The organism is Amycolatopsis sp. NPDC051372 (genome assembly GCF_040682095.1).
In the GTDB taxonomy this organism is placed as follows: Bacteria; Actinomycetota; Actinomycetes; order Mycobacteriales; family Pseudonocardiaceae; genus Amycolatopsis.
The window spans coordinates 21,359-45,994 of sequence record NZ_JBFBAF010000053.1 but is presented as its reverse complement, the minus strand read 5'-3'; the positions used below and the strand labels follow the sequence as shown (position 1 = coordinate 45,994).

Annotated in this window: 18 protein-coding genes and 1 tRNA gene; 8 read left to right on the top strand and 11 right to left on the bottom strand. The window is 70.0% G+C overall.

Going from position 1 to position 24,636, the window contains the following annotated elements:
* Nucleotides 1-434: 434 nt before the first annotated feature.
* From AB0M56_RS47260 to dnaE, 3 genes are all read right to left on the bottom strand, one after another.
* On the bottom strand, nucleotides 435-1,631 hold the full coding sequence (locus AB0M56_RS47260) for a low temperature requirement protein A (RefSeq protein WP_364189229.1): 1,197 nt from the start codon (nucleotides 1,629-1,631) through the stop codon (nucleotides 435-437).
* A 485-nt stretch (nucleotides 1,632-2,116) separates the two neighbouring features.
* Complete coding sequence (locus AB0M56_RS47255) at nucleotides 2,117-3,592, bottom strand: MFS transporter (RefSeq protein ID WP_364189226.1); 1,476 nt, start codon at nucleotides 3,590-3,592, stop codon at nucleotides 2,117-2,119.
* Entirely contained in the window at nucleotides 3,592-7,179 is a 3,588-nt protein-coding gene (gene dnaE, locus AB0M56_RS47250; protein WP_364189223.1) for a DNA polymerase III subunit alpha, read from the bottom strand. Before dnaE ends, AB0M56_RS47255 begins: the two co-directional genes overlap by 1 nt.
* Before the next feature lie 374 nt (nucleotides 7,180-7,553).
* Here dnaE and AB0M56_RS47245 point away from each other — a divergent pair, with 374 nt between their 5' ends.
* The 3 genes from AB0M56_RS47245 to AB0M56_RS47235 all read left to right on the top strand — a co-directional run bounded on the left by AB0M56_RS47245 (nucleotide 7,554) and on the right by AB0M56_RS47235 (nucleotide 10,953).
* The gene (locus AB0M56_RS47245; protein ID WP_364189235.1) at nucleotides 7,554-8,225 is read left to right on the top strand and encodes a FadR/GntR family transcriptional regulator; all 672 of its coding nucleotides are present in this window, start codon (nucleotides 7,554-7,556) and stop codon (nucleotides 8,223-8,225) included.
* A 79-nt stretch (nucleotides 8,226-8,304) separates the two neighbouring features.
* The gene (locus AB0M56_RS47240; protein ID WP_364189220.1) at nucleotides 8,305-9,267 is read left to right on the top strand and encodes an asparaginase; all 963 of its coding nucleotides are present in this window, start codon (nucleotides 8,305-8,307) and stop codon (nucleotides 9,265-9,267) included.
* A gap of 60 nt (nucleotides 9,268-9,327) precedes the next feature.
* Nucleotides 9,328-10,953, top strand: coding sequence for a CocE/NonD family hydrolase (locus tag AB0M56_RS47235; RefSeq protein WP_364189217.1), 1,626 nt, complete (start codon nucleotides 9,328-9,330; stop codon nucleotides 10,951-10,953).
* Here the strand turns inward: AB0M56_RS47235 and AB0M56_RS47230 are convergent.
* The gene (locus tag AB0M56_RS47230) at nucleotides 10,943-11,710 is read right to left on the bottom strand and encodes a metallophosphoesterase (protein WP_364189214.1); all 768 of its coding nucleotides are present in this window, start codon (nucleotides 11,708-11,710) and stop codon (nucleotides 10,943-10,945) included. The two genes, AB0M56_RS47235 and AB0M56_RS47230, sit on opposite strands and share 11 nt — an antisense overlap.
* Before the next feature lie 4 nt (nucleotides 11,711-11,714).
* A complete protein-coding gene (locus AB0M56_RS47225) occupies nucleotides 11,715-12,332 on the bottom strand; it encodes a GntR family transcriptional regulator (protein ID WP_364189213.1) in 618 nt (205 codons plus the stop codon).
* A gap of 63 nt (nucleotides 12,333-12,395) precedes the next feature.
* Between AB0M56_RS47225 and AB0M56_RS47220 the strand changes: the two genes are divergently transcribed.
* The gene (locus AB0M56_RS47220; RefSeq protein ID WP_364189211.1) at nucleotides 12,396-13,601 is read left to right on the top strand and encodes an aminotransferase class V-fold PLP-dependent enzyme; all 1,206 of its coding nucleotides are present in this window, start codon (nucleotides 12,396-12,398) and stop codon (nucleotides 13,599-13,601) included.
* Nucleotides 13,602-13,605: 4 nt separating this feature from the next.
* Here AB0M56_RS47220 and AB0M56_RS47215 read toward each other — a convergent pair whose 3' ends face one another.
* Nucleotides 13,606-14,067 carry a MarR family transcriptional regulator gene (locus AB0M56_RS47215; protein WP_364189209.1) on the bottom strand — a complete coding sequence of 154 codons (462 nt, stop codon included), beginning with the start codon at nucleotides 14,065-14,067 and terminating at the stop codon, nucleotides 13,606-13,608.
* An 80-nt stretch (nucleotides 14,068-14,147) separates the two neighbouring features.
* Here AB0M56_RS47215 and AB0M56_RS47210 point away from each other — a divergent pair, with 80 nt between their 5' ends.
* On the top strand, nucleotides 14,148-14,699 hold the full coding sequence (locus AB0M56_RS47210) for a carboxymuconolactone decarboxylase family protein (protein ID WP_364189206.1): 552 nt from the start codon (nucleotides 14,148-14,150) through the stop codon (nucleotides 14,697-14,699).
* Between the two features lie 190 nt (nucleotides 14,700-14,889).
* Here AB0M56_RS47210 and AB0M56_RS47205 read toward each other — a convergent pair whose 3' ends face one another.
* From AB0M56_RS47205 to AB0M56_RS47190, 4 genes are all read right to left on the bottom strand, one after another.
* Entirely contained in the window at nucleotides 14,890-15,987 is a 1,098-nt protein-coding gene (locus tag AB0M56_RS47205) for a hypothetical protein (RefSeq protein WP_364189203.1), read from the bottom strand.
* A gap of 441 nt (nucleotides 15,988-16,428) precedes the next feature.
* Nucleotides 16,429-16,500 (bottom strand) — tRNA-Val (locus AB0M56_RS47200).
* Between the two features lie 48 nt (nucleotides 16,501-16,548).
* Nucleotides 16,549-17,010, bottom strand: a complete 462-nt coding sequence (locus tag AB0M56_RS47195; protein ID WP_220237891.1) for a peroxiredoxin — start codon at nucleotides 17,008-17,010, stop codon at nucleotides 16,549-16,551.
* 75 nt (nucleotides 17,011-17,085) lie between these two features.
* On the bottom strand, nucleotides 17,086-17,520 hold the full coding sequence (locus AB0M56_RS47190) for a DUF3052 domain-containing protein (protein ID WP_220237890.1): 435 nt from the start codon (nucleotides 17,518-17,520) through the stop codon (nucleotides 17,086-17,088).
* 430 nt (nucleotides 17,521-17,950) lie between these two features.
* Between AB0M56_RS47190 and aceE the strand changes: the two genes are divergently transcribed.
* From aceE to AB0M56_RS47175, 3 genes are all read left to right on the top strand, one after another.
* Nucleotides 17,951-20,746, top strand: a complete 2,796-nt coding sequence (aceE, locus tag AB0M56_RS47185) for a pyruvate dehydrogenase (acetyl-transferring), homodimeric type (RefSeq protein ID WP_364189200.1) — start codon at nucleotides 17,951-17,953, stop codon at nucleotides 20,744-20,746.
* A 139-nt stretch (nucleotides 20,747-20,885) separates the two neighbouring features.
* Nucleotides 20,886-22,097: an alpha-hydroxy acid oxidase gene (locus AB0M56_RS47180; protein WP_364189197.1), complete on the top strand. Its 1,212-nt coding sequence runs from the start codon at nucleotides 20,886-20,888 to the stop codon at nucleotides 22,095-22,097.
* Between the two features lie 219 nt (nucleotides 22,098-22,316).
* Entirely contained in the window at nucleotides 22,317-23,930 is a 1,614-nt protein-coding gene (locus AB0M56_RS47175; protein ID WP_364189194.1) for an L-lactate permease, read from the top strand.
* On the opposite strand, the gene AB0M56_RS47170 is transcribed toward AB0M56_RS47175, so the two are convergent.
* Complete coding sequence (locus AB0M56_RS47170; RefSeq protein ID WP_364189191.1) at nucleotides 23,911-24,549, bottom strand: nicotinamide mononucleotide transporter family protein; 639 nt, start codon at nucleotides 24,547-24,549, stop codon at nucleotides 23,911-23,913. The two genes, AB0M56_RS47175 and AB0M56_RS47170, sit on opposite strands and share 20 nt — an antisense overlap.
* Nucleotides 24,550-24,636: the final 87 nt, after the last annotated feature.

The window sequence follows — 24,636 nt, the reverse complement described above, 5'->3', positions numbered from 1 at the left end:
AATCTAGATTTCTCAAAGGAACCTCATACGAGGTTACATATAAGCTCTACTGGCTTAGTTCACTAGCACACTGTTGAGTTCTCAAGCAACACACCGCAACCCAGCCCACCCAGCAGGCAAACCAGATCACCGCGTTGTTTCAAGCTATTTTGTTCCGGAGACCTACAGTACACCCTGGCGAAACTCGCGCTTCGCGGGGGGCTGGTTCAGCTCCGGAGGTTTGGGACCACCCACTCTACCACCAGAGGTGGGAGCTTGGTTCGTGTTCCCGGCGGCCGCTCGGTTTCCCTGGCGACTTGGAGAACTTTACATGGCCGAAAACCGGCCTGAACAGGGGGGTCCCTTAAGACCGCGCCAGCCCCCTGACCTGCATCGATACGCCGCTCAAGCCCAAGAGATCCGAAGCAGCCCACCACAGGCCCACCGACGCCCGATCAAGCCGACCGCATCCGCCCGTGACTCGCGAACACCGTCAGCGCCACCAACGCGGCCGCCAGCACCGCCGCGACGTGAATGGGCGCCGGCCCGAACGAAGCCGCCAGCACGAGCACCGCAGTAACGGGGTATCCGATCGCGATCTCCCGGCACTCGTTCGTCGGCCCGATGTGCAGCAGCCACACGCTCAGCATGAATACCGCGACCGGCACCGTCACCACGAGCGCCGTGGCGAGACCGCTGATCGCGCTGTGGTGCGTGTCGTAGTCCACCGCCAGCTCGAGCCCGGTCCCGACCGCCGCGGCCGAAGCGAAGATCAGGTAGTGCCCGTACCCCCAGCTCGAGGTGCTCAGCAGCGACGGGTGGCGCACGAGCCGCAGGTGCCCCGGCTGGTCGAAGTACAGCCACCACATCGAAAACACCAGCACGAGCCCTGCCGCGGCGAGCCCGATGAGCGTGCCGATGTGCTCGCCCTCGGACACGCCCTCCCGCACCGCGGTGGTGGCGCTCAGCACCACCTCGCCGAGCACGATCAGCGTGAAGAGCCCGTAGCGCTCGGCGATGTGGTGCGGGTGCCACGAAGTGCCGCCCCGTGACTCCGCGATGCTCGGCACCGCGAGCTCGCAGACCACCAGCACCGCGAACAGGATCACCGCCGTGGTCTGGGGGAAGCCGATCAACGCGTCGGCGACCCACAACGCCTGCACCACCGTGATCCCGCCCGCGTACCAGAGCGCGGTCGTGCGGTGTTCCGGATCCGATTTCGCGGCACGCAGCCACTGCGTCACCATCGCGAGGCGCATCAGCACGTAGCCGACCATCACCACACGGAAGTCGCCGTTGAACGCGCGGTCCACGCCGGCCGCGACGGTGAGGCCGCCGGCGATCTGCACGAGCGTGGCCAGCCGGTAGGGCACGTCGTCGGTGTCGAACGCGGAGGCGAACCAGCTGAAGTTCAGCCAGCCCCACCAGATCGCGAAGAACACCATCGCGTAGCTCAGGATCCCGTGGCCGATGTGCCCTTCGACCAGCTCGTGGTGCAGGTCCGCGCTCGCGGCCCCCACCGCGACGACGAAACACAGGTCGAACAGCAGCTCCAGCGGGGTGGACACGCGGTGGTTCTCCCCGCTGTCGCGCGACAGCATCGGCCGGTACCACACCCGGAACCGCTGGACCGGAAAAATCCCCTGGGACATCGACGCTCCCCGCACTCACCCGACGAACGCCGCCATCCCAACACGGCCAAAGCGCTCAGGCGAGTACGCCCCCCACCGGAGGGTGAAAGGGGAGAAAATCCGAGGTGAAAAAGGGCGGGCCCGGGTTCCCCCACTTCCGGGCCCGCCCGAATGCCTTCGCTGCACTCCCTCGCCACCTCGGGGGCAATGCTCCCGGCGGTCGCCGTACGGTCCCCCGCGGACGCCGACGATCCGGTGCCTGGGAGGTGACCAAGAGTGTCCATTCCATGAAACTCCGGAACTCTCAGCCGCTCGGCCGATCGACCCATCCCCGGTCGATCGATCGAAATGCCACTGTAGGTAGCCAAAGTGTGGTGCTGAAGGCTCCATAAGGTCTACCTGGTTGCTCTGAGTAGCACCAGGGTCAAACGTAGCGTGTCACTCGGATGGAGCATCGCGGATTCGCTGAAAGTATTCACCTGTAGTGCCGAGTGAGCGTGATCTGCTCACTGTCGGTGAACGCCGGCAGCCGCTTCCGCAGCGTCACGCTCCTCGTTACGCGCAGCCCTGTTGCGACGCGCCCGCAGCTCCAGCACTGCCAGCACGAGCGCGACGCACGTGAGCCCGGCCGAGCAGCACATCGCCGTGGTGAGGGCCAGCGAGTAGTTCCGGTTCGAGCCCACCACCACCGACTGGAAGACCGACGCCAGCACCGCTGTGCCGATCGCCGTGCCGATGCGCTGCCCGGTCTGCAGCGCGCCACCGGCGACGCCTGCCATCGACGTGGGCACGCACTCCAGCGTCAGCGTGGTGTTCGGCGCCAGCACCATGCCGCCGCCGATGCCGCCGATCAGCAACGGCAGCGCCACCGCCAACCCGGCCGCGGACGGCGGCACGAGCTCTACTACCAGCGCCACCAAGAGCAACGCGATCGCCACCAGGCTCAGACCCGTGACGGACAACCGGCGGCCGAACCGCGGCACGAGCCGGCCCGCGACCGCCGCCGAGACGGCCGAACCGATCGCGAAGGGCGTGACCGAAAGCCCCGACTGCAGCGGCGTGTAGCCCAGCCCCTGCTGGAAGAACAACGCGAAAACGAGCCAGATCCCGGCGAACCCGCAGAAGTACAGCGCACCCACCGCGGCGCCGGCCGAGTAGCCCGGCGTGCCCGTGAACAGCCGGACGTCCAGCAGCGGCGACCGTTCGCGGGCGACCACCCGGCGTTCCCACCGCACGAAACCGATGCCGAACACCACCGCCACGGGGAAGAGCCACCACAGCTTCGCGAGACCGCCCTGCTCCGACTCCACGAGTGGCAGCAGCACCCCGAGCACGGTGATCGCGAGTAGCGCGATGCCGACGAAGTCGATCTCCGAGCGCACCCGCATCGGCTTGCGTTCGGTCTTCGGCAGGAGCCGCATCGCCGGCACGAACGCGACGGCGCCCACCGGCACGTTCACAAAGAACACCCACCGCCAGCCGCCGGGGTCGCCGAACACCGCGAGGATCACGCCGCCCAGCACCGGCCCCACGGCCGTGGAGATCCCCACGACGGCGCCGAAGATGCCGAACGCGCGGCCGCGCTCGGCGCCGCGGAACAAGTCCTGGATCAGGCCGCTGTTCTGCGGCGTCAGCAGGCCGGCCGCGCAGCCTTGGGCGAGCCGCGCGATCACCAGCATGGTGGGGCCGGTCGCCGCGCCGGCCAGCACGCTCGTGGCCACGAACGCCGCCAGCGCGATGAGGAACATCCGGCGCCGGCCCAGCGCGTCGCCGAGCCGGCCGCCCGTGACCAGGACCAGGCCGAACGTGAGCGCGTAACCCGACACGACCCACTGGACCGTGCCGCTGCCGGTGTTCAGGCCGCGCTGCATCGCCGGCAGTGCCGTGTTGACGATGCTCACGTCGAGCAGCGTCATGAGCCCGGCCGCCAGCGTGACGGCGAGTGCCCGCCACCGGCGCGGGTCCGGCACGTACTCCGTCATCAGGTGTTGGCGGTGATCCCGGGGATGCCCTTGAGCTCACCGATGAGCATCGAACTGACCTTCACCGGGTAATCGTAAAGCGCGAACACGGTCTGGTTCTTGCCGACGAGCTTCAGGTGCACCGGGGTCTCGCCCTTGTGCGCCAGCAGCGTCGACTTGAGCTCGCTCACCACCGACTGGTCGATCTTCTCGGCGGCGGCCAGCAGCATCAGCGGTGGTTCCTCGTCGCCGTTGCCGATCTCGGACAGGTCCAGCGGCACGAGCCCGCCGCCGAACACCGACATCTTGTCCTCACGCCAGTTGACCCGGCCCTTGACCAGCACCGCGTTGTCCTCGACCAGGTCCGCGCCGAACATCGAGTACGCCTTGGCGAAGAACAGCACCTCGATGGCGGCGTCCATGTCCTCGACCGTGCAGATCGCCCAGGGCTCGCCCTTTTTGTTCACGCGCCGCTCCAGCGAGGTGAGCAGGCCCGAGATCACGACCTCGCCCTCCCTCGGCGGATCGGCGAGCAGGCCGGCGATCGGCTTGGGCGCGTGCTTGCGGAGGATGCGCTCGGCACCGTCGAGCGGGTGCGCGGACACGTAGAGGCCCAGCATCTCCCGTTCGTAGGCGAGCAGCTGCTTGCGCGGGTACTCCTCCTCGCCGAACTTCAGGTGCGCGAGCGGCGACGAGGACGGCGTGGCCTCGGCCGAGTCGTCGTCCCCGCCGAAGGAGCCGAACAGGTCGAACTGGCCCATGGCCTCCTGGCGTTTGAGCGGCACGACGGCTTCCACCGCGTCCTCGTGCACCTGGATCATCGACAGACGGGTGTGGCCCATCGTGTCGAACCCGCCGGCCTTGATCAGCGACTCCATGACCCGCTTGTTGCAGGCCACCAGCTCCGACTTGTCGAGGAAGTCGGTGAACGAGGAGTACTTGCCCTTCTCCTCGCGCGTCTTGATGACCGACTCCACCACGTTGGCGCCGACGTTGCGCACGGCACCCAGCCCGAAGCGGATGTCGGTCCCGACGGCCGCGAACCGCAGGGCCGACTCGTTGACGTCCGGCGGCAGCACCTTGATGCCGAGGCGACGGCACTCCGACAGGTAGATGGCCGACTTGTCCTTGTTGTCACCCACCGACGTGAGCAGCGCGGCCATGTACTCCGGCGTGTAGTTCGCCTTGAGGTACGCCGTCCAGTACGCGATCAGGCCGTACGCGGCCGCGTGGCTCTTGTTGAACGCGTAGCCGGCGAACGGGAGGATCGTGTCCCACAGCGCCTTGACCGCTTCGGGCGAGAAGCCGCCAGGCAGCAGAGGACTGGCCTTCATGCCTTCTTCGAAGCCCTCGTACTCCTTCTCGAGGACTTCCTTCTTCTTCTTGCCCATGGCTCGGCGCAGCGTGTCCGCTCGGCCCATCGTGTAGCCCGCGACCTTCTGCGCGATCTGCATGATCTGCTCTTGGTACACGATCAGGCCGTAGGTCTCGGACAGGATCTCCCGCAGCGGTTCTTCCAGCTCCGGGTGGATCGGCGTGACCTTCTGCCGGTTGTTCTTGCGGTCGGCGTAGTCGTTGTGCGCGTTCATGCCCATCGGGCCGGGGCGGTACAGCGCGAGCACCGCGACGATGTCCTCGAACCCGGTCGGCAGCATGCGACGCAGCAGGTCGCGCATCGCGCCGCCGTCGAGCTGGAACACGCCGAGCGTGTCACCGCGGCCCAGGAGCTTGTACGCCTCGGGATCGTCGAAGCCGAGGCGGTCGAGGTCGATCTCCTCGCCGCGGTTGGTCTTGATGTTGGCCAGCGCGTCGCCGATCACCGTGAGGTTGCGCAGGCCCAGGAAGTCCATCTTGAGCAGGCCGATGTTCTCACACGACGGGTAGTCCCAGCCGGTGATGATCGAGCCGTCGTCGCGCTGCCAAACGGGGATCGCTTCGGTGAGCGGCTCACTGGACATGATCACCGCGCAGGCGTGCACACCGGCGTTGCGGATCAGGCCCTCGAGCCCGCGCGCGGTATCGAAAATGGTCTTGCACTCCTCGTCGGTCTCGACGAGGGTGCGGACCTCCGCGGCTTCGGCGTAGCGCTCGTGCTTGGAGTCGACGATGCCGGACAGCGGGATGTCCTTGGCCATGATCGGCGGCGGCAGCGCCTTGGAGATCTTGTCCGCGATCGAGTAGCCCGGCTGCCCGAAGTGCACGCGGGCCGAGTCCTTGATCGCGGCCTTGGTCTTGATTGTGCCGAAGGTGATCACCTGGGCGACGCGGTCGGCGCCGTACTTGTCCGTGGCGTAGCGGATCATCTCGCCGCGGCGGCGGTCGTCGAAGTCGATGTCGATGTCGGGCATCGACATGCGCTCGGGGTTCAGGAACCGCTCGAACAGCAGCTTCTGCGGGATCGGGTCGAGGTTCGTGATACCCAGCGCGTACGCGACGAGCGCGCCGGCGGCGGAACCACGGCCGGGGCCGACCAGGATGCCGACCTCGCGAGCGTGCTGGATGAGGTCGGCGACGATGAGGAAGTAGGCCGGGAAGCCCTTCTGCTCGATGACGCCGAGCTCGTAGTCGCAGCGCTCCTCGTAGCCGTCGGGCACGCCGTCCGGGAAGCGCCACTTCAGGCCCTCGGCCACCTGGTGACGCAGCCACGTGGCCTCGCTGTGGCCCTCGGGCACCTCGAAGACCGGCATGCGGTCCTTGTGCGAGTAGACCTCTTCGTAGGACTGCACGCGCTCGGCGATCAGCAGCGTGCTGTCGGCCGCGCCCGGCACTTCCTTGTCCCAGTACTGCCGCATCTCCTCGGCCGACTTGAGGAAGTAGCCGTCGCCGTCGAACTTGAACCGGGTCGGGTCGTTGAGCGTCTTGCCCGCCTGCACGCACAGCAGCGCCGAGTGCGTGTCGGCCTGGTCCTTGGTGACGTAGTGCGAGTCGTTGGTCGCGAGCGGCTTGAGGTCGAGCAGCTTGCCCACCTCAAGCAGGCCGTCGCGCACGGACCGCTCGATCGGCAGACCGTGGTCCATCAGCTCGAGGAAGAAGTTGTCGGCGCCGAAGATGTCCTTGTAGTCCGACGCGGCCTGGATCGCGGCCTCGCGCTGGCCGAGCCGCAGGCGGGTCTGCACCTCGCCCGACGGGCAGCCGGTGGTGGCGATGATGCCCGCGTGGTTCTCGGCGATCAGCTCGCGGTCCATGCGCGGTTTGCGGTAGTAGCCCTGGATCGAGGCGATCGACGAGAGCTTGAACAGGTTGCGCAGCCCGGTGGCGTTCTCCGCCAGCATCGTCATGTGGGTGTAGGCACCGGCACCGGAGACGTCGCCGCCCTCACCCAGCTCGTCGGAGCCGCGCTGGCTGGCCTGGCCCCAGAACACCGGCTTCTTGTGGAAGCGGCTCTCCGGCGCGATGTAGGCCTCGATGCCGATGATCGGCTTCAGGCCGTGCTTCTTGGAGGTCTGGTAGAACTCGTCGCCGCCGTACATGTTGCCGTGGTCGGTCATGCCCACCGCGGGCATGCCCAGCCGCGCCGCCTCGGTGAAGAGGGGTCCGATCTTCGCCGCACCGTCGAGCATCGAGTACTCGGTGTGGACGTGCAGGTGGACGAAGGAATCGTTCGACACCAGCGAAAACCTCCCCTAGGCAGACGGCTTCCCGGTTGTTGCTGCGGCGCGGCCCGGGGTCCTCCACCCTAGTCCGCGCTCACGCTGTGCGGCTCGGTAGGGATCCTCTCTCCACACCCGCCCGCCGCGCCCGCCGACATGCCGCCCGGGGCCCGACGAAACCTTCGCGGGTGACGCCACGCCGACACCCTCGCACGCCCCACCGACAGAACCGGGACGAGTGAACCGGCCCACAGGATTCCGGTGATTCCCCCGGTCCGGATGTGGCAGACGTCCACCTGACTTGACACCGGTTCGGCGGAACTTCACGATCTCGTTCCATGAACCTGTCCGACAGCCAGACAGCCGGACAAGGCCCCCGTCGCGTGAGCGCCATGGAGGCCGTGCTGGCCTACCTGCGCCGCGCCATCGAACGTGGCGAGTACGCCGTGGGCGACAAGCTGCCGTCCGAAGCCGCGCTGAGCAAGGAGTTCGAGGTCAGCCGCTCGGTGATCCGCGAGGCGCTGCGCGGGCTGCAGGCGCTCGGGCTCACCGTCTCCCGCACCGGCAAGGGCACGTTCGTCACCGCGACCGGCCCGGCCGAGAACCCCACATTCGGTGGCTATTCGGCGCGCGACCTCATCGAGGTGCGCCGCCACGTCGAGATCCCCGTAGCGGGCTACGCCGCCTTGCGCCGCGACGCGGATCACCTCGACCTGCTCGGCCACCTCGCCGAGCGGATGGAGCTCGAGACCGACAACACGGCGTGGGTGGCGCTCGACTCGCGGTTCCACATCACCGTCGCCCAGACCTCGGGCAACCCGGTCTTCGCCAAGGTCATCGAGGAGATCCGCGACGCGTTGGCCCGCCAGTCTGCCTTCCTCAACCAGCTGGGCGACCGGCGCGCGGAGTCGAACGTGGAGCACCGGCGGATCGTCACGGCGATCGCCGACGGCTCCGAAGAGACGGCCGTGGCCGCGATGACGGCGCACCTCGCGCACGTCGAGCAGGCGCTGACCACCATCGTGCGGCCGGGCCGCACGGCGAAGCAGAACAGGAACGACTGAAAACCGTGAGTGAGCAGACCCTTCCGTCGTCCGGCGCGCGCAAGCGGATCGACATGAGCGCGTTCGAGAAGGCCGGACAATGAGCACTCCGGAACAGCGCGTGCCGCGCCACGTCCCCCTGGTCCACCTCCTGCGCGACGGCATGGTCGAAGGCGTGCACCACGGTTCGGTGATCGTCCTCGCGCCGGACGGGTCCACGCTGTTCGCCGCCGGCGACCCGGACGTCGCGATGTACCCGCGTTCCATGGCGAAGCCGCTCCAGGCCACGGCGATGGCACGGCTGGGCCTGCGGCTGCCGCCGGCGGGGTTCGCGATCGCCGCGGCCAGCCACTCGGGCGAACGCCGGCACCTCGACGCCGCGGCAGCCGTGCTGGCCGGCCACGGCTTCAGCGCCGAAGACCTCGGCAATCCGGCCGACTACCCGTTCGACCCGGTCGAGCGCGACGCGTGGGTCGCCGCGGGCCGGCCGCCCGCGCGCCTGGCGCACAACTGCTCCGGCAAGCACGCGGCGATGCTCGCGACCTGCCGGGAGCAGGGCTGGGACCCGCGCACGTACCTCGATCCCGAGCACCCGTTGCAGCTCGCGATCCGCGCGACCGTCGAGGACCTCACCGGGCAGACCGTGCCGCGCGTGGCGGTGGACGGGTGCGGCGCGCCGCTGTTCGCACTGTCGCTGCGGGGGCTCGCCCGGGCGGCCTCGCGGCTGGCGACCGCGGCGCCCGGCACACCGGAAAGCCTGGTGGCCCAAGGGATCCGGCGGCACCCGGACCTCGTGGGCGGCACCCGGCGTGATGTCACGGCGGTGATGCGCGCGGTGCCCGGGCTCCTCGCGAAGGACGGGTTCGAGGCCGTGCAGCTCGCCGCGCTGCCCGACGGCACGGCCGTGGCGCTGAAGATCGCCGACGGCGGCGACCGCGCGCGGCCCGCCGTGCTCGCGGCCGCGCTGGAGCTGTGCGGGGTCGACGCCGGCGTGCTCGAACCGTTCACGAGCCCGGCGCTGCGGGTCACGAGCGAATTCGAGGGCCGTCCGCGCGCTGCGTGACCCCGCTCACGCCAGACGGGTAGCTTCGAAAGCGTCCGGCTTGGTGAAAGGGGTAAACCTGTGCTGCAGCGCATCGCCGACTTCCTGCTCGGTCTCCCGAAGGCGGAGGGCCCGGCCCCCGTCGCCACCAAGGGCTTGCGGATACCCATGCCCGACGGGGTCCACCTCGTTGCCGACCGGTACACGCCGGCCGGCCAGCGATCGGGACCGGTGGTGCTCGTGCGCACGCCGTACGGGCGCAGAGGGCCGATCGCCGCGCTCTTCGGCAGCGTCTTTGCACGACACGGCCTGCAGACGGTGGTGCAGAGCACGCGCGGCACGTTCGGCTCCGAGGGCGAGTTCCGCCCGTTCCACCTCGAACGCGAAGACGGCATCGCCACCGCCGAGTGGCTGCGGGCGCAGCCTTGGTGCGACGGGCGGCTGGCGACGGCGGGCCTGAGCTACCTCGGGCACACACAGTGGGCGATCGGGCCTTACCTCGACCCGCCGCTCGAGGCGATGGCGCTGGGTGTGACGGCTTCGGAGTTCGTGAGCACGTTCTACCCGGGCGGGGTGCTCGCGGCCGACAACATGGTGTCGTGGTCGGCCATGATCGGCCGGCAGGAGGAGCGGTTCGGAGGGCTGCCGAACCCGGTGCAGACGCGCAAGACGCGCCGCGCGATGACGCACCAGCCGCTGAACGCCGCCGATGTGGCCGCGATCGGCAAGCAGGTGCTGTTCCTGCGCGACGTGACCACCCACGCCGAACCGGACGACGGCTACTGGGCCATGTCCGACCACAGCGCGGAGGTCGCCGGGCTCACCGTGCCCGTCAGCATGGTCACCGGGTGGTACGACCTGTTCATCCAGGGGCAACTCCGTGACTACCGGACCCTGCAGGACGCCGGGCGCGCGCCGCGGATCACGATCGGGCCGTGGGCCCACGGCGACCCGGCCAGCCTGCGGATCTCCGTGCAGGACCAGGTCGGGTTCCTGCGCGCGCACCTGCTCGACGACCGCGCGCAGCTGCAGCGCTCGCCCGTGCGGCTGTACCTGCAGCAGGCGGCGACCTGGCTCGACTTCGACGCGTGGCCGCCCGAGTCCACGGCCACCGACTCGCACCTGCGGCCGATCGGCGGCCTCGGCGAGGTGGTCGACGGCGAAGCCCGGCCCACCGCGTTCACCTACGACCCCGCCGACCCGACACCCGCGGTCGGCGGGCCGCTGCTGATGGGCGCCAACAAGCAACAGGACAACAACGTGGTCGAGGCCCGCGACGACGTGCTCGTGTTCACCGGCGAACCGCTGATCGCCGACCTCGACGTGATCGGCGAGGTGCGCGCGACCGTGTTCGTGCGCACCGAACTCGGCCACGCCGACGTGTACGTACGGATCTGCGACGTGGACCCCGACAGGCGCTCCCGCAACGTCACCGACGGCATCCTCCGGCTGCGGCCCGGCGCGCCCGAGCCGGACGCCGACGGGATCGTGACGGTGGGGGTTCAGCTCGACCCGACGGCCTATCGGTTCCGCCGCGGCCACCGGCTGCGCGTGCAGGTGGCGGGCGGCGCGTTCCCGCGGTTCGCCCGCAACCACGGCACGGGCGAACCGGTGGCGAGCGCCGTCGACGGCAAGGCGAACCGGTTCGAGATCTTCCACGACGCGGCGCACCCGTCGCGCGTCACGCTGCCCGTCTTCAGCCGCTGAACGGCACCACCCGCTGGTGGGTGGTGAGCCGGCCGTCGTCGTGCAGCACGTGCAGCAGCAGCGACGGCGGCCGCTCGAGGTCGATCGGGCCGCCCTCGGCCCAGGAGCGGTCGGCGCCGGGCTCGACGGGCAGCAGCCCACCGGAGACGACGCCCGGGGCGACGCGCACGGGCACGCCCGCGAACGTGGTGGCGGCGCCGGTGTGGACGTGGCCGCAGAGCAGCGCGAGCACCCGCGGGTGGCGCCGCAGGACCTCGGCGAGGCGGTCTTCGCCGGTCTGGCGGATGGCGTCCACGAGCGGAATGCCGACCTCGACCGGCGGGTGATGGAACGCGACGAACGCGGGACCGTCGTGGGCCGCGAGCGCTTCGTCGAGCCACGCGAGCGTCGCGTCTTCGAGATAACCCGCGCCCTCGCCGGGGATCGTCGAGTCGCACATGGCCACGAGGACGCCGTTCACGTCGGTGGCGACGTTCACCGGGGCGACGCTCGCCGGCTCGCCGAGCAGGACCTCGCGGAAGGCCTCGCGCACGTCGTGGTTGCCGGGGCACGTGAGCACGGGCGCGGGGTGCTTGAGCAGCTCGGTCGCGCGGCGGTATTCCTCGGGCAGGCCGTGGTCGGCGAGGTCGCCCGTCACGAACACGGCCTCGACCGGGCGCGCGAGGGCGCGCAGGTAGTCGAGGACCGCGGTGGTGCGTGCGTCGGCGCGATCGCCGCCGTCGAGGTGGATGTCCGACAGGTGCGCGAAGAACTTCATGCGTTCAGCTCCGTTCGAGGTACCCCAGTGCCTTGACCCAGTTGCGCACGAGCAGCGCCGTCGCGCCGGGCCCGTCGCCGGAACGCAGCGCGTCGGCGATCCCCCGGTGCTCGGCGATGCTCTCGGCGGCCCGCTCGGGGCCGCCGAAGTACACGGATTCGTAGCGTTTGAGCAGGGGTTTGGTCTGCTCGATCAAGCGCAGCAGGTGCGGGTTGCCGCAGCGGGAGAGCAACAGCTCGTGCCAGCGGTCGTCCACAGTGGACAGATCGGCGCCGGCAGGCAGGGCCGCCATCTCGTCGGCGATCGCGTCGAGCGCGTCCGGCAGGAGGGTCAGGTCCAGTGGCGAGGTCCAGCGCAGGGCGAGCGACTCCAGCTCGGCGACCAGCGGGTAGAGCCGCCGGGCCTCCTCCGGGTCGAGCGGCGCGACGAGGAACCCGCGGCCGGGCGCGGCGACGAGCAGCCCGCGGTCGGCGAGCCCGATCAGCGCTTCCCGCAGCGGCGTGCGGCTCACGCCGAGCTCGCGCGCGAGGTGCACCTCGTTGATCCGGGCGTCCAGCCGGCCGTCGAGCACGCGCGCGGTGATCTCCTCGATGAGCTCACCCCGCAGGAGTCTCCTGGTCATCCGCGCAGCATTACACACAAACCGGCATTGCATACACAAGAGCCCTACTGTATTCAGTTTCACATGGTCAGCATCCAGCCCGCCGACGTGGCCCGCGCCCGCGCCGAGACGCCCGGCTGCACCGGCGTCGTCCACTTCAACAACGCCGGTTCGGCGCTCCCCCCGGCCCGCGTCACCGACACGATGGTCGACTACCTGCGAGCCGAAGCGCTGGTCGGCGGCTACGAGGCCGCCGCGGCGGCGGCCGAGCGCACCGAAGCCGTGTACACGTCCGTGGCGAGGCTGATCAACGCCGCACCCGAGGACATCGCGATCACCGACAATGCGACCCGTTCGTGGCAGGCGGTCTTCTACGCGCTGCGCTTCGACCCGGGCGATCGGATCTTGACCTCCCGAGCCGAGTACGCGAGCAACGCGATCGCCTACCTCCAGGTGGCGCGCCGCACCGGGGCGCGCGTGGAGGTGGTCGCCGACGACGAGACCGGCCAGCTCGACGTGGCCGACCTTCGCCGCCTGATCGACGACGACGTGAAGCTCATCGCCGTGAGCCACGTGCCGACGCAGTGCGGCCTGGTGAACCCGGCCGAAGAGATCGGCAAGGTCGCGCGCGAGGCCGGGATCCCGTTCCTGCTCGACGCGTGCCAGTCGGCCGGGCAGCTCGACCTCGACGTCGAGCTCCTGCAGTGCGACGCGCTGTCGGCCACCGGCCGCAAGTACCTGCGCGGGCCGCGCGGCACCGGCTTCCTCTACGTGCACCCGCGCCTGCGCGATCGGCTCGAGCCGGCGACGCTCGACCTGCACTCGGCCAGCTGGGAGTCGCCGGACGAGTTCGTGATCGACCCGACGGCGAAGCGCTTCGAGGTTTGGGAACGCGACTACGCGGCCGTGCTGGGGCTCGGTGCGGCGGTCGACTACGCGCTCGAATGGGGCCTGCCGGCGATCGAGCACCGCGTGGCCGAGCTGGGCGCGACACTGCGCGGCCGCCTCGGCGAGCTCGACGGCGTGCGGGTGCACGACGTCGGCGCGCGCAAGTGCGGGCTCGTCGCGTTCAGCCTCGACGGCCTCGGCGCGGAGCAGGCGAAGGTGCGGCTTTCGGCCGCGAAGATCAACACGAGCGTGACCCACGCGACCTCGGCGCAGTTCGACTTCACCGCCCGCAACCTGCCCGACCTCGTCCGCGCGTCGGTGCACTACTACAACACCGAGGGCGAGATCGACCTGCTGACGAGCGAGGTGGCGAAGCTGGCCCAGGAGTCGCGCAACGGCTGACTCGCTACCCGGCGAACCAACCTGCGACGTCGAGCCGGAAGCCGCCGCCGGTCACGGTGCGCAGGTCGGCTTCGAGGGCGCGGACGCGGTCGGCGCCGAGTTCGGCCACCCAGTTCGCACGCAGTGTTTCGAAGATGGCGGCGGAGCGGGCGAGGGAGTCGATGCCGCGGGGGGTGAGCCGTACGAGTTTGCGGCGGGCGTCCTCGGGGTCTTCGGCGCGCTCGGCGTACCCGAGCTGCTCCAGGCGGTCGACGGTCTTGCCTGCGGCCTGCTTCGAGACGCCGAGCCGCTTGCCCAGCTCCGACGCGGTGGCCCCGCGCGGTCCGATGGCCTGCATCGCGAAGCCGGACGCCGGGCGCACGTCGGGGTGACCCTGGCGAGCGAGCTCGGCGTGCAGGTCGTCGATCAGCGTGCGGAAGCCCGAGAACAGCAGCAACGGCAGCTCGAAGCCGGGCGCGTCAGCCATGCCGCTTGCCAAATTCGACAACCAGGTTTACCTTCTGGAATTCGACAACCACGTTGACGACTTTACCTGAGGAGGGTTCCGTGCCGCACTTCCCCGAGCACACCGCCGAGACCGCGCCACCGGCCGCCCGCCGCGCACTGGCCGCGACCGAAGCCCAGTTCGGCTCACTGCCGGCCGCCGTCGCGCGGCTGGCGACGTCGCCGGAGCTACTGAACGGGTTCCTCAAGCTGAGCGCCCTGTTCGAGACCACCACGCTGTCGCCGCTGGAGCGCGAGACGCTGATCCTGGTGGTGTCGACGCGCAACAGCTGCCACTTCTGCGTCGCGATGCACACCGCGAAGCTGGTGCAGCTCGACGCGCCGGCTTCGCTGATCGCGGCGCTTCGCGCGTCGGCGCCGTTGCCCGTGCCTCGGCTGGAGGCGCTGCGCCAGTTCGCTTTGACCACGTTCGCGACGACCGGCGACGTGCCCGCCGCCGACCTCGACGCGTTCCTCGCCGCCGGCTACACCCCGCGGCAGGCGCTCGAGGTGGTGCTGGGCATCGGCGCGTACACACTTTCGACGTTCGCCAACCGGCTCGTGGCCGCTCCCCTGCACCCGAGCCTGGCCGAGCACGCGTGGACCGCCGCCTGACAGCGCCGATCCTCGTCGGGTCGTCGTCAGTCGTCGTCGGGTCCTCCTCGGTCTCGGAAGATCACCCGTTTGCCGCAGTCTCCGACGTATCCACCGGAGCCCACCGAGCCTCCTACTCCACGTTCACCCGCGACGCGCACCACGCGGCCGGGCCTGTCGAGGGGGCAGGCCCGGCCCCGGTCCGCCGGCCTCAGAACGGCGGCGGCTCCACCGCGGTCCACTCCCGGTAGTGCTTGATCGCCTCGCGGATCGCGTAGGCCGCCGCCAGCACGGCGATGATCCAGCCGGTGACGCCCTGCGGGAGGACGTAGTCGCCGTTCGGGGCGGTGAGGTAGCCGTAGACGTAGTTGCCTGCGAGGTACAGCAGGCCCATCCACGGCTGGGCGCCGCGGGTCATGATGTTCAGGCAGGTGATCGACCCGAGGAGGATGCCGGCGACGCCGATGACGGCGCCGACGACCGAGAGACCGGCGCCGGCGTCGAGGGCGTAGCCGATCGCCACCAGGGCGAGGGCGCCGAGGGAAGCCGGGTGGGACAGGGCGCGCCAGGCGGATCGGCGGGTCGACCAGTTGACCATCATGAGCAGCAGGATCGAGAAGCTCACGACCGCCGGCCCGGCGAGGACGCCAAAGCCGCCGGTGAGGAGCTCGGCCCAGGTGGGGCGGTCGTCGTCGGACAGCAGCCGGGGCACGGTCGCGCCTGCGAACAGCGCGGCGTCGACCAGCGTGCCGACCAGCCAGAGCCGGGTCGCTTGGATCGGCCGCGGCGGCTCAGGCTCGACCAGGACCGCGATCCCCGCCGCCTGCAGCGCAAGCAGCTCGTGCCGTTCCCGAAAACGCCACGAGTAGTACCCGGCGGCCGCCAGGAGCACGAGCCCGGCGAACAGCAGGAGAATCGGCCGCGGGAAGTCCACGAGTGCCTGCAGGCGCGCACGTGATTCGGCGTCCCCGAGTTCGCCGGCCACGACCGCGGTGCCGGCCACCGCCCCGAAACCCGCCGCGGCGAGCACCCAGGCGGCCAGCGTGAACGGGAACGCCGGCGAAAACCCCGCCCGGCGCCGCCGCCTGGAGGCTTCGACGTACCCCGCCGACGCGACCTTCCGCCCGACCCGCAGCGCCACCGCTCCGACCACCGCGATTCCCGCCAGCACCAGCGCGGGCGTCCACTCCACCCTCGACCGGCTCAGTGCTCCGTCAGCGACGACCGCCGTGCCCACCGCGGTGCTGAACAGCAGCGCGAAGAATCCGAACGTCCCGCTGACCCGTCGATATGCACGCTGCGCGTCCACTCGTCCCCCCACCGCAGACCGGCGACCCCCCGATCACGCCGGTCCAGCGTAGGGCCACTCCGCTGCGCCGGTCTCGCCCCGTCCCCGACCGATCACCAACCGTTACTGATCAAACAAAGACGCCCACCGCCGGGGGCGGCTCCGGGAACTCCCCGCACGACCACCGCCGAAAAGTCCGGCACCGCCACGACCACCCCAGCCGACGACCGCCGGAACCCGGGAGACCACCCACCCAAGCCGACCACCGCAGGAATCCGGGGGCAACACCACCCAAGGCGACCACCGTGGGGGTCCGGGGGCGACGAAACGACCCAAGGCGACCACCGTGGGGGTCCGGGGGCGAAGCCCGCCGGGCGGGGTTTGGGGGTTGCACCCCCGAAAGACACCGCGGGACGAGCCGGTTCGCGCATTCCGCGAACACAGCTCACCGCGAGAACCGCGTGGGCGCAGCAGGGTTCGAACCTGCGACCGCTCGGGTGTAAACCGAGTGCTCTTCCGCTGAGCTATGCGCCCGCTGACGGGACCGGCCGGTGAGAAGCCGGGCCCGTCAATCAGGGGAACTCAGGCCAGTTCGGCCACGGCCTTCTTCCACGCCGACTGGTCGCGAGCCTCGCCGGGCTGGTTGACCTCGGCGAAGCGGACGATGCCGTCGGTGTCGATGAGGAACGTGCCGCGCAGGGCCATGCCGGCCTTGTCGTTGAAGACGCCGTAGGCCTGGGCGACCGCGCCGTGCGGCCAGAAGTCCGAGAGCAGCGGGAACTGGTAGTTCTGCTGCTCGGCCCACACCTTCAGCGAGAAGACCGCGTCGACGGAGACGCCCAGGATCTGCACGCCCTGGGTGTCGTAGTCGGCGAACTCGTCACGCAGCTGGCACAGCTCGCCGGTGCAGGTCCCGCTGAACGCGAACGGGAAGAAGACCAGCAGCACCGGCTTGTCGCCCTTGAACGACGACAGCGTGACGGGCTGCTTGTTGTAGTCGTTGAGCGTGAAGTCCGGGGCTGGCGTACCGACCTCGACGGCCATGCGGCGAATCCTCTCCGAAAGCGATCACGAAACCTGCGTCGACAAGCCTATCGTGTCAGCTGCGCAGGCCCCGGTTCACCGCTGTTTCGCCTTTGAGGACTTCGGCGACACCAGGCGGGTCCCGAGCCAGTCGGCTCCCACGCTGATGTTGGCGGTCTGCGACAGACCGACCTGGGGCACGGCTTCGGCGATCTCACTGGGCTCGACGTGCCCGGGCTGACCCGTCTTGGGCGTCAGGACCCAGATCACGCCGTTCTCGTCCAGCGGACCGCGGGCGTCGACCAAGGCGTCGCCCAGGTCGCCGTCGTCTTCGCGCCACCAGAGCAGCACGACGTCGATGACTTCGTCGGCGTCCTCGTCGAGGAGTTCGGCGCCGATCGCCTCCTCGATCGCCGCGCGGACGTCCTCGTCGACGTCCTCGTCCCAGCCGATCTCCTGGACCACCATGTCCGGCTTGATGCCAAGGCTCTCGGCGACGCCGGCAGTGCCTGCGTCTCCCGCGGCGACCACTGCTTCCACTCCTCCAACTACGACGGAGCGCGGTGGTCGGACACACGGGCGAAGCCGCGCCGGCCACCACACTCGGGTACACGGTTGTCGATAGCGAACACTGGCGCGGCGCTGCGCGCAACCGTCCACACCGGATCTTTGACAAGTCGTGTCGCAGCGTGGAGGCCCCCGGGGTCTTCGGGAACCCCGGGACAGGTGTCTGTGGGCAGTGTCGCACGACCGCTCCGGCAACCCCCGGAAACCTCTCCTCTAGTGTTGGGGAGAAGAAAACGCGCGCGCGATACACCGCACGCGGGGAGTGGTGCACTCGGGGCGACCCTTGTTACCGGACAGTAAAGGTGACGGGAGCCGGGCCGGGGACGACGATGGGAATCGGCGTGCACTCCCGCCCAGCAGCTACAACGGCTACAACCAGCTACAAGGAGACCCCTTGGCCCCGCAGAACGACGGCGCCTCCGGCAAGGAGACCCCGGCACGCGTACGCGTCATCCGTGACGGACTCGCGGCGCACCTGCCCGACATCGACCCGGAGGAGACCGCCGAGTGGCTGGACTCCTTCGACGAGGCACTGGCCAGGGGTGGCCAGCAGCGCGCGCGTTACCTGATGCTGCGCATCCTGGAGCGCGCCCGCGAGCGCAACGTCGGCGTGCCCGCGCTCACGTCCACGGACTACGTGAACACCATCCCCACGGAGAACGAGCCGTGGTTCCCCGGCGACGAGGAGATCGAGCGCCGCTACCGCCGCTACATCCGCTGGAACGCCGCGATCATGGTGCACCGCGCGCAGCGGCCGGGCGTCGGTGTCGGCGGCCACATCTCGACCTACGCCTCGTCCGCGGCGCTGTACGAGGTGGGCTTCAACCACTTCTTCCGCGGCAAGGACCACTCCGGCGGCGGTGACCAGGTCTTCTTCCAGGGCCACGCCTCCCCGGGCATGTACGCGCGGGCGTTCCTCGAGGGCCGTCTGTCCGAGCGGCAGCTCGACGGGTTCCGCCAGGAGTACAGCCACGCCGGTGAGGGTGGCGGCCTGCCGTCGTACCCGCACCCGCGGCTGATGCCGGACTTCTGGGAGAACCCCACGGTGTCGATGGGCCTCGGCCCGATGAACGCCATCTACCAGGCCCGGTTCAACCGCTACCTGCGCGACCGCGGCATCAAGGACACCAACGACCAGCACGTCTGGGCGTTCCTCGGCGACGGCGAGATGGACGAGCCGGAATCGCGCGGCCTCATCCACGTGGCCGCCGGCGAGGGCCTCGACAACCTGACCTTCGTGATCAACTGCAACCTGCAGCGGCTCGACGGCCCGGTGCGCGGCAACGGCAAGATCATCCAGGAGCTCGAGTCGTACTTCCGCGGCGCGGGCTGGAACGTGATCAAGGTCATCTGGGGCCGCGAGTGGGACTCGCTGCTCCACGCCGACCGCGACGGCGCCCTGGTCAACCTGATGAACGTGACGCCGGACGGCGACTACCAGACGTACAAGGCGAATGACGGCGCGTACGTGCGCGAGCACTTCTTCGGCCGCGACCCGCGGACGAAGGACCTGGTCAAGGACCTCTCCGACGGCGACATCTGGAACCTCAAGCGCGGTGGCCACGACTACCGCAAGGTGTACGCCGCGTACAAGGCGGCCATGGAGCACCACGGCCAGCCGACGGTGATCCTCGCCCACACCATCAAGGGCTACGGCCTCGGCCCGGCGTTCGAGGGCCGCAACGCCACGCACCAGATGAAGAAGCTCACGCTCGACGACCTCAAGCTGTTCCGCGACGCCCAGCGCATCCCGATCAGCGACGCCGAGCTCGAGCGCGACCCGAAGCTGCCGCCGTACTTCCACCCGGGCCCCGACTCGCCCGAGATCGAGTACATGATCGGCCGCCGCAAGGCGCTGGGCGGGTACCTGCCCGAGCGCCGGCCGAAGCACGCCAAGGCGCTCGTGCTGCCGGGCGACAAGGTCTACGAGGGCATCCGGAAGGGCTCGGGCAAGCAGGAGGTCGCCACCACCATGGCGTTCGTCCGGCTCGTGCGAGAGCTCGCGAAGGACTCGGAGATCGGTAAGCGCGTCGTCCCGATCATCCCGGACGAGGCCCGCACGTTCGGTCTCGACTCGATGTTCCCGACGGCCAAGATCTACAACCCGCACGGCCAGACGTACACGTCGGTCGACGCGAGCCTGATGCTGGCCTACAAGGAGTCCGAGAAGGGCCAGCTGCTGCACGAGGGCATCAACGAGGCCGGTTCCACGGCGTCGTTCACGGCCGTCGGCACCTCGTACGCCACGCACGGTGAGCCGATGATCCCGATCTACATCTTCTACTCGATGTTCGGGTTCCAGCGGACCGGCGACGGCCTGTACGCGGCGGCGGACCAGATGGCGCGCGGCTTCGTGCTCGGCGCCACCGCGGGCCGCACCACGCTGACCGGCGAGGGCCTGCAGCACGCCGACGGACACTCGCTGCTGCTGTCGGCGACCAACCCGGCGGTCGTGGCCTACGACCCGGCTTACTCGTTCGAGATCGCGCACATCGTCCGCGACGGTCTGCGGCGCATGTACGGCGAGACCGGGCCGCACGGCAACGGCGAGAACGTCTTCTACTACCTGACGATCTACAACGAGCCCTACCAGCAGCCCGCCGAGCCGGAGAACCTCGACGTCGACGGCCTGCTCAAGGGTCTCTACAAGTACGCCGACGCCCCCGCGGGCGACGGCCCGGAGGCGCACATCCTGGTCTCCGGCGTCACGATGCCCGACGCGCTCAAGGCCCAGCAGCTGCTGGCCGAGGAGTGGGGCGTGCGCGCGGCGGTGTGGTCGGCCACGTCGTGGACCGAGCTGCGCCGCGAGGCCGTGGAGATCGACCACGACAACCTGCTCCACCCGGCCGACAGCCCCCGCGTGCCGTACGTGACGCAGGCGCTGTCGGGCGTCAACGGGCCGGTCGTGGCGGTGTCGGACTGGATGCGCGCGGTACCGGACCTGATCCGCCCGTGGGTGCCCACCGACATGCTCACGCTCGGTACCGACGGGTTCGGCTTCTCCGACACCCGCCCGGCCGCCCGGCGCAAGTTCCTCGTGGACGCGCAGTCGATCGTGGTCGGCGCCCTCACGGCGCTCGCCAAGCGCGGCGAGGTGGCGCAGGACAAGGTGACCGAAGCGGTGCGCCGCTACCGCCTCGACGACGTCTCGGCCGCCGGCCCGCAGACGTCGGACTCGGGCAACGCGTAAGCAGTGGTCGCGGCGAGACCCTCCGGGCGCACAATGGCCCGGAGGGTCTTGCTGTTTCGAGACCCCAGCCCACTAAGGTAGACATCGGATGTATCTATGCGTCTGAGAGCTCCCAGCGCTTGAGGAAGGGTGATCGCGCGTGACCCAGCGTCGTCTGCCGCGGCCGAGTGAACTGAAGCAGATCCTGCGGCCGAAGCCGATCGTGCTCAACCCGACCGAGCGGCGCTTGGCCGGCGCGCACACGATCGCCGACCTGCGGATGATCGGGCGCAAGCGCACGCCGCGCGCCGCGTTCGACTACACCGACGGGGCGGCTGAGCTCGAAGACAGCCTGCTGCGCGCCCGGCAGGCCTACCGCCGCGTGGAGTTCCACCCCAACGTGCTGCGCGGGGTGTCCGATGTGGACACCACGCGGACGGTGCTCGGCAAGACCTCGGCGCTGCCGTTCGGCTTCGCGCCCACCGGGTTCACGCGCATGATGCAGCACGAGGGCGAGCGCGCCGTGGGCCGCGTGGCGCAGCGCAACGGCATCCCGATGAGCTTGTCCACCATGGCGACCACCTCCATCGAGGACCTCGCCGCGGCGGCGCCCGACGCGCGCAAGTGGTTCCAGCTCTACGTGTGGCGCGACCACGGCGCGGGCGAAGATCTGATGAATCGCGCGTGGGAGAACGGCTACGACACGCTCCTGCTCACCGTCGACACCCCGGTGGCCGGCGCGCGCATGCGCGACGTGCGCAACGGCCTCACCATCCCGCCGGCGCTCACGCTCAAGACGTTCGCCGACGGCGCGATGCACCCGGCGTGGTGGTTCAACCTGCTCACCACTGAGCCGTTGAACTTCGCGTCGCTGAGCCACTTCGACGGCACGGTGGCCGAGCTGCTGGCCCAGCTCTTCGACCCCACGCTCGACTTCGACGACCTCGACTGGGTGCGCCGCACCTGGCCCGGCAAGCTCGTGGTCAAGGGCGTGCAGAACGTGGCCGACGCGCGTGACGTGGTGAAACACGGCGCCGACGGCGTGGTTCTGTCCAACCACGGCGGCCGCCAGCTCGACCGCGCGCCGACGCCGCTGGAGCTGCTGCCCGCGGTCCTCGACGAGCTCCAGGGCACCGCCGAGGTCTGGGTCGACACCGGCATCCTCTCCGGCGGCGACATCGTGGCCGCGATCGCGCGTGGCGCCGACTTCGTGCTCGTCGGGCGCGCGTTCCTCTACGGCCTGATGGCGGGCGGCGAGCGCGGTGTGCAGCGCTGCGTCGACATCCTGCGCACGGAGGTGATCCGGACCATGCAGCTGCTGGGCGTGCGCCGCGTCGAGGACCTGCGGCCTTCGCACGTGACCCTGCGCTGACCTTCCGCCGAGCCTGAATCGCCCGATGTGGCGTTCGTTGTGCGCGTTGCACCGAACGCCATATCCGGTGCGCCCAACACACCCAATGCCCCTTTGCGGCATTGGTCCAGACGTGCGACACCGGGTTGACGTACCAGTGGGTCTGTGACGAGTATCTCTGCCACCTCGTGAAAGGCTGTTTCCGCGATCCGGAAACGGCGGTCCCCCCGGGAGGTCGGCGTGTTCGTGCAGGACCTGGCTCCGCTCGGTGGTCTCGGGCTTTCGGCGCTCGTCGCGGTGGTGCCGCTGGCCGTGGTGCTGGTGCTGCTGGGCGTGGTCCGGACCAAGGCCCACCACGCCGCACTGATCGGGCTTGTCGTGGCGCTCGTCGTCGGCATCGCCGTGTACGGGATGCCTGTGGGACAAGCGATTTCCGGCGCACTGCAAGGGGCGGCGTTCGGGCTGTTCCCGATCCTGTGGATCGTGGTCAACGCGCTGTGGATCTACCGGATCACCGTGCACACGGGTCATTTCGACGTGCTGCGCCGCTCGTTCGGGCGGATCTCCGACGACCCGCGGCTGCAGGCGCTGATCATCGCCTTCTGCTTCGGCGCGCTGATGGAGGCGCTGGCCGGCTTCGGCGCGCCCGTGGCGATCAGCGCGGTGATGCTCGTGGCAGTCGGGTTCGGGCCGGGCAAGGCCGCCGTGGTGGCGCTCGTCGCGAACACCGCGCCGGTCGCGTTCGGCGCGATGGGCACGCCCGTGGTCACGCTCGCGCAGGTGACGGGGCTGCCCCTGGAGCAGGTGTCGTCGATCGTCGGGCGGCAGACGCCGTTGCTGGCGCTGTTCGTGCCGCTGCTGCTGGTGATCATCGTCGACGGGAAACGCGGCCTGCGTGAGACGTGGGTGCCGGCGCTGGTGTGCGGCGCCGCGTTCGGCGTGGTGCAGTTCCTGGCCTCCAACTTCGTTTCGCCACAGCTGGCCGACATCGGTGCGGCCCTGGCCGGCGCCGCCGCGCTCGTGGCGCTGCCGATGACGCGCCGCGCGGTGCCCGCCGAGGTCCGCGCGCAGGTGCTCACAGGCTCTCGCACCGCGACGCTCGACCGGCCGGACGAGCGCGGCGAGGTCGTGCGCGCCTACCTGCCCTACGCGTTGATCATCGTGATCTTCTCGCTCGCGCAGGTGCCGCCGATCAAGAAGCTGCTCGACGCGGCCACGTGGAAGTTCCACTGGCCCGGCCTCGACGTGCACGGCCCGGACGGCAAAGCCGTGTCCGGCAACACCTTCTCACTGCCGTTCCTCAACACCGGCGGCACGCTCGTGCTCATCGCGGGGCTGCTCACGCTCGTGGTGCTCAAGGTCGCCGCGGGCACGGCCGGACGGGAGTGGCTGGCGACGGTGAAGGAGCTGCGGTTCGCGATCGTCACCGTGACCGGGGTGCTCGCGCTGGCCTACGTGATGAATCTGTCCGGCCAGACGACCACCATCGGTACGTTCATCGCCGCAGCAGGGGCCGGGCTCGCGTTCCTCTCCCCCGTGCTCGGCTGGTTCGGCGTCGCCGTCTCGGGTTCCGACACGTCAGCCAACGCGTTGTTCGGTGCCCTGCAGGTCACGGCCGCGCATCAGACCGGCCTGCGCGCGGACCTGCTGGCCGCGGCGAACAGCTCCGGCGGCGTGCTGGGCAAGATGATCTCGCCACAGAACCTGACCATCGCGTGCGTCGCGGCCAACCTGCCGGGCGAAGAGGGCAAGCTCTTGCGCAAGGTGCTGCCGTGGAGCGTGGGGCTGCTGCTGGTGATGTGCCTGATCGTGTTCGGGCAGAGCACCCCGGTGCTCAGCTGGATGCTGCCGTGACCGCCCGGTGCGCGGCCACGCGCCTGGCCGAGCGGTTCCAGTTCCACCAGCCGTGCACGACCAGCACCGCGAAGACGAGGTAGATCGCGGCGGAGAAGTACAGGCCCGAGGAGATCTGCAGCGGTACGCCGATCGCGTCGACCACCAGCCACACACCCCAGAACTCGACCAGCCCCGCGCCCTGCGCGCCGAAGGCGACGAGCGTGCCGATGAAAATCGCGGCGTCCGGCCACGGCGCCCACGACGCGTTCAGCGCCTGCAGCACCAACGCCATCGCCACCGTGCCGGCCACGAACGCGCCGAGCATCACCCACCGCTCGGCCGCCCGCGCGGTGCGCACGACCACCCCGTTGACAGGGTCGGTGCGGCGCCGCCACGCCCACCAGCCGTAGAGCGAAATCGCGAGGATGGCGATCTGCCGGCTGGCCAGGCCGCCCAGGTGCGCGGAAACGTAGACGGAGAACAGCAGGATCGTCGCGCCGACCTGCACGGGCCAGGTCCACAGCGTCCGCCGGTCGGCGAGGAACACGACCGCGAGCGCGAGCACCTGCCCCGCGAGCTCCGCGATCGAGATCCACTGGCCGAACACCGTGACACCGTGCTGCAGCAGGAAGTCCACGTCCGCACCCTTTCTCGTCCCCCATATAACTCTGGCGGCAACACCCCGGGCGGGCGCGGGATTCCCCGAGGTGTGAGGCGGGCGACA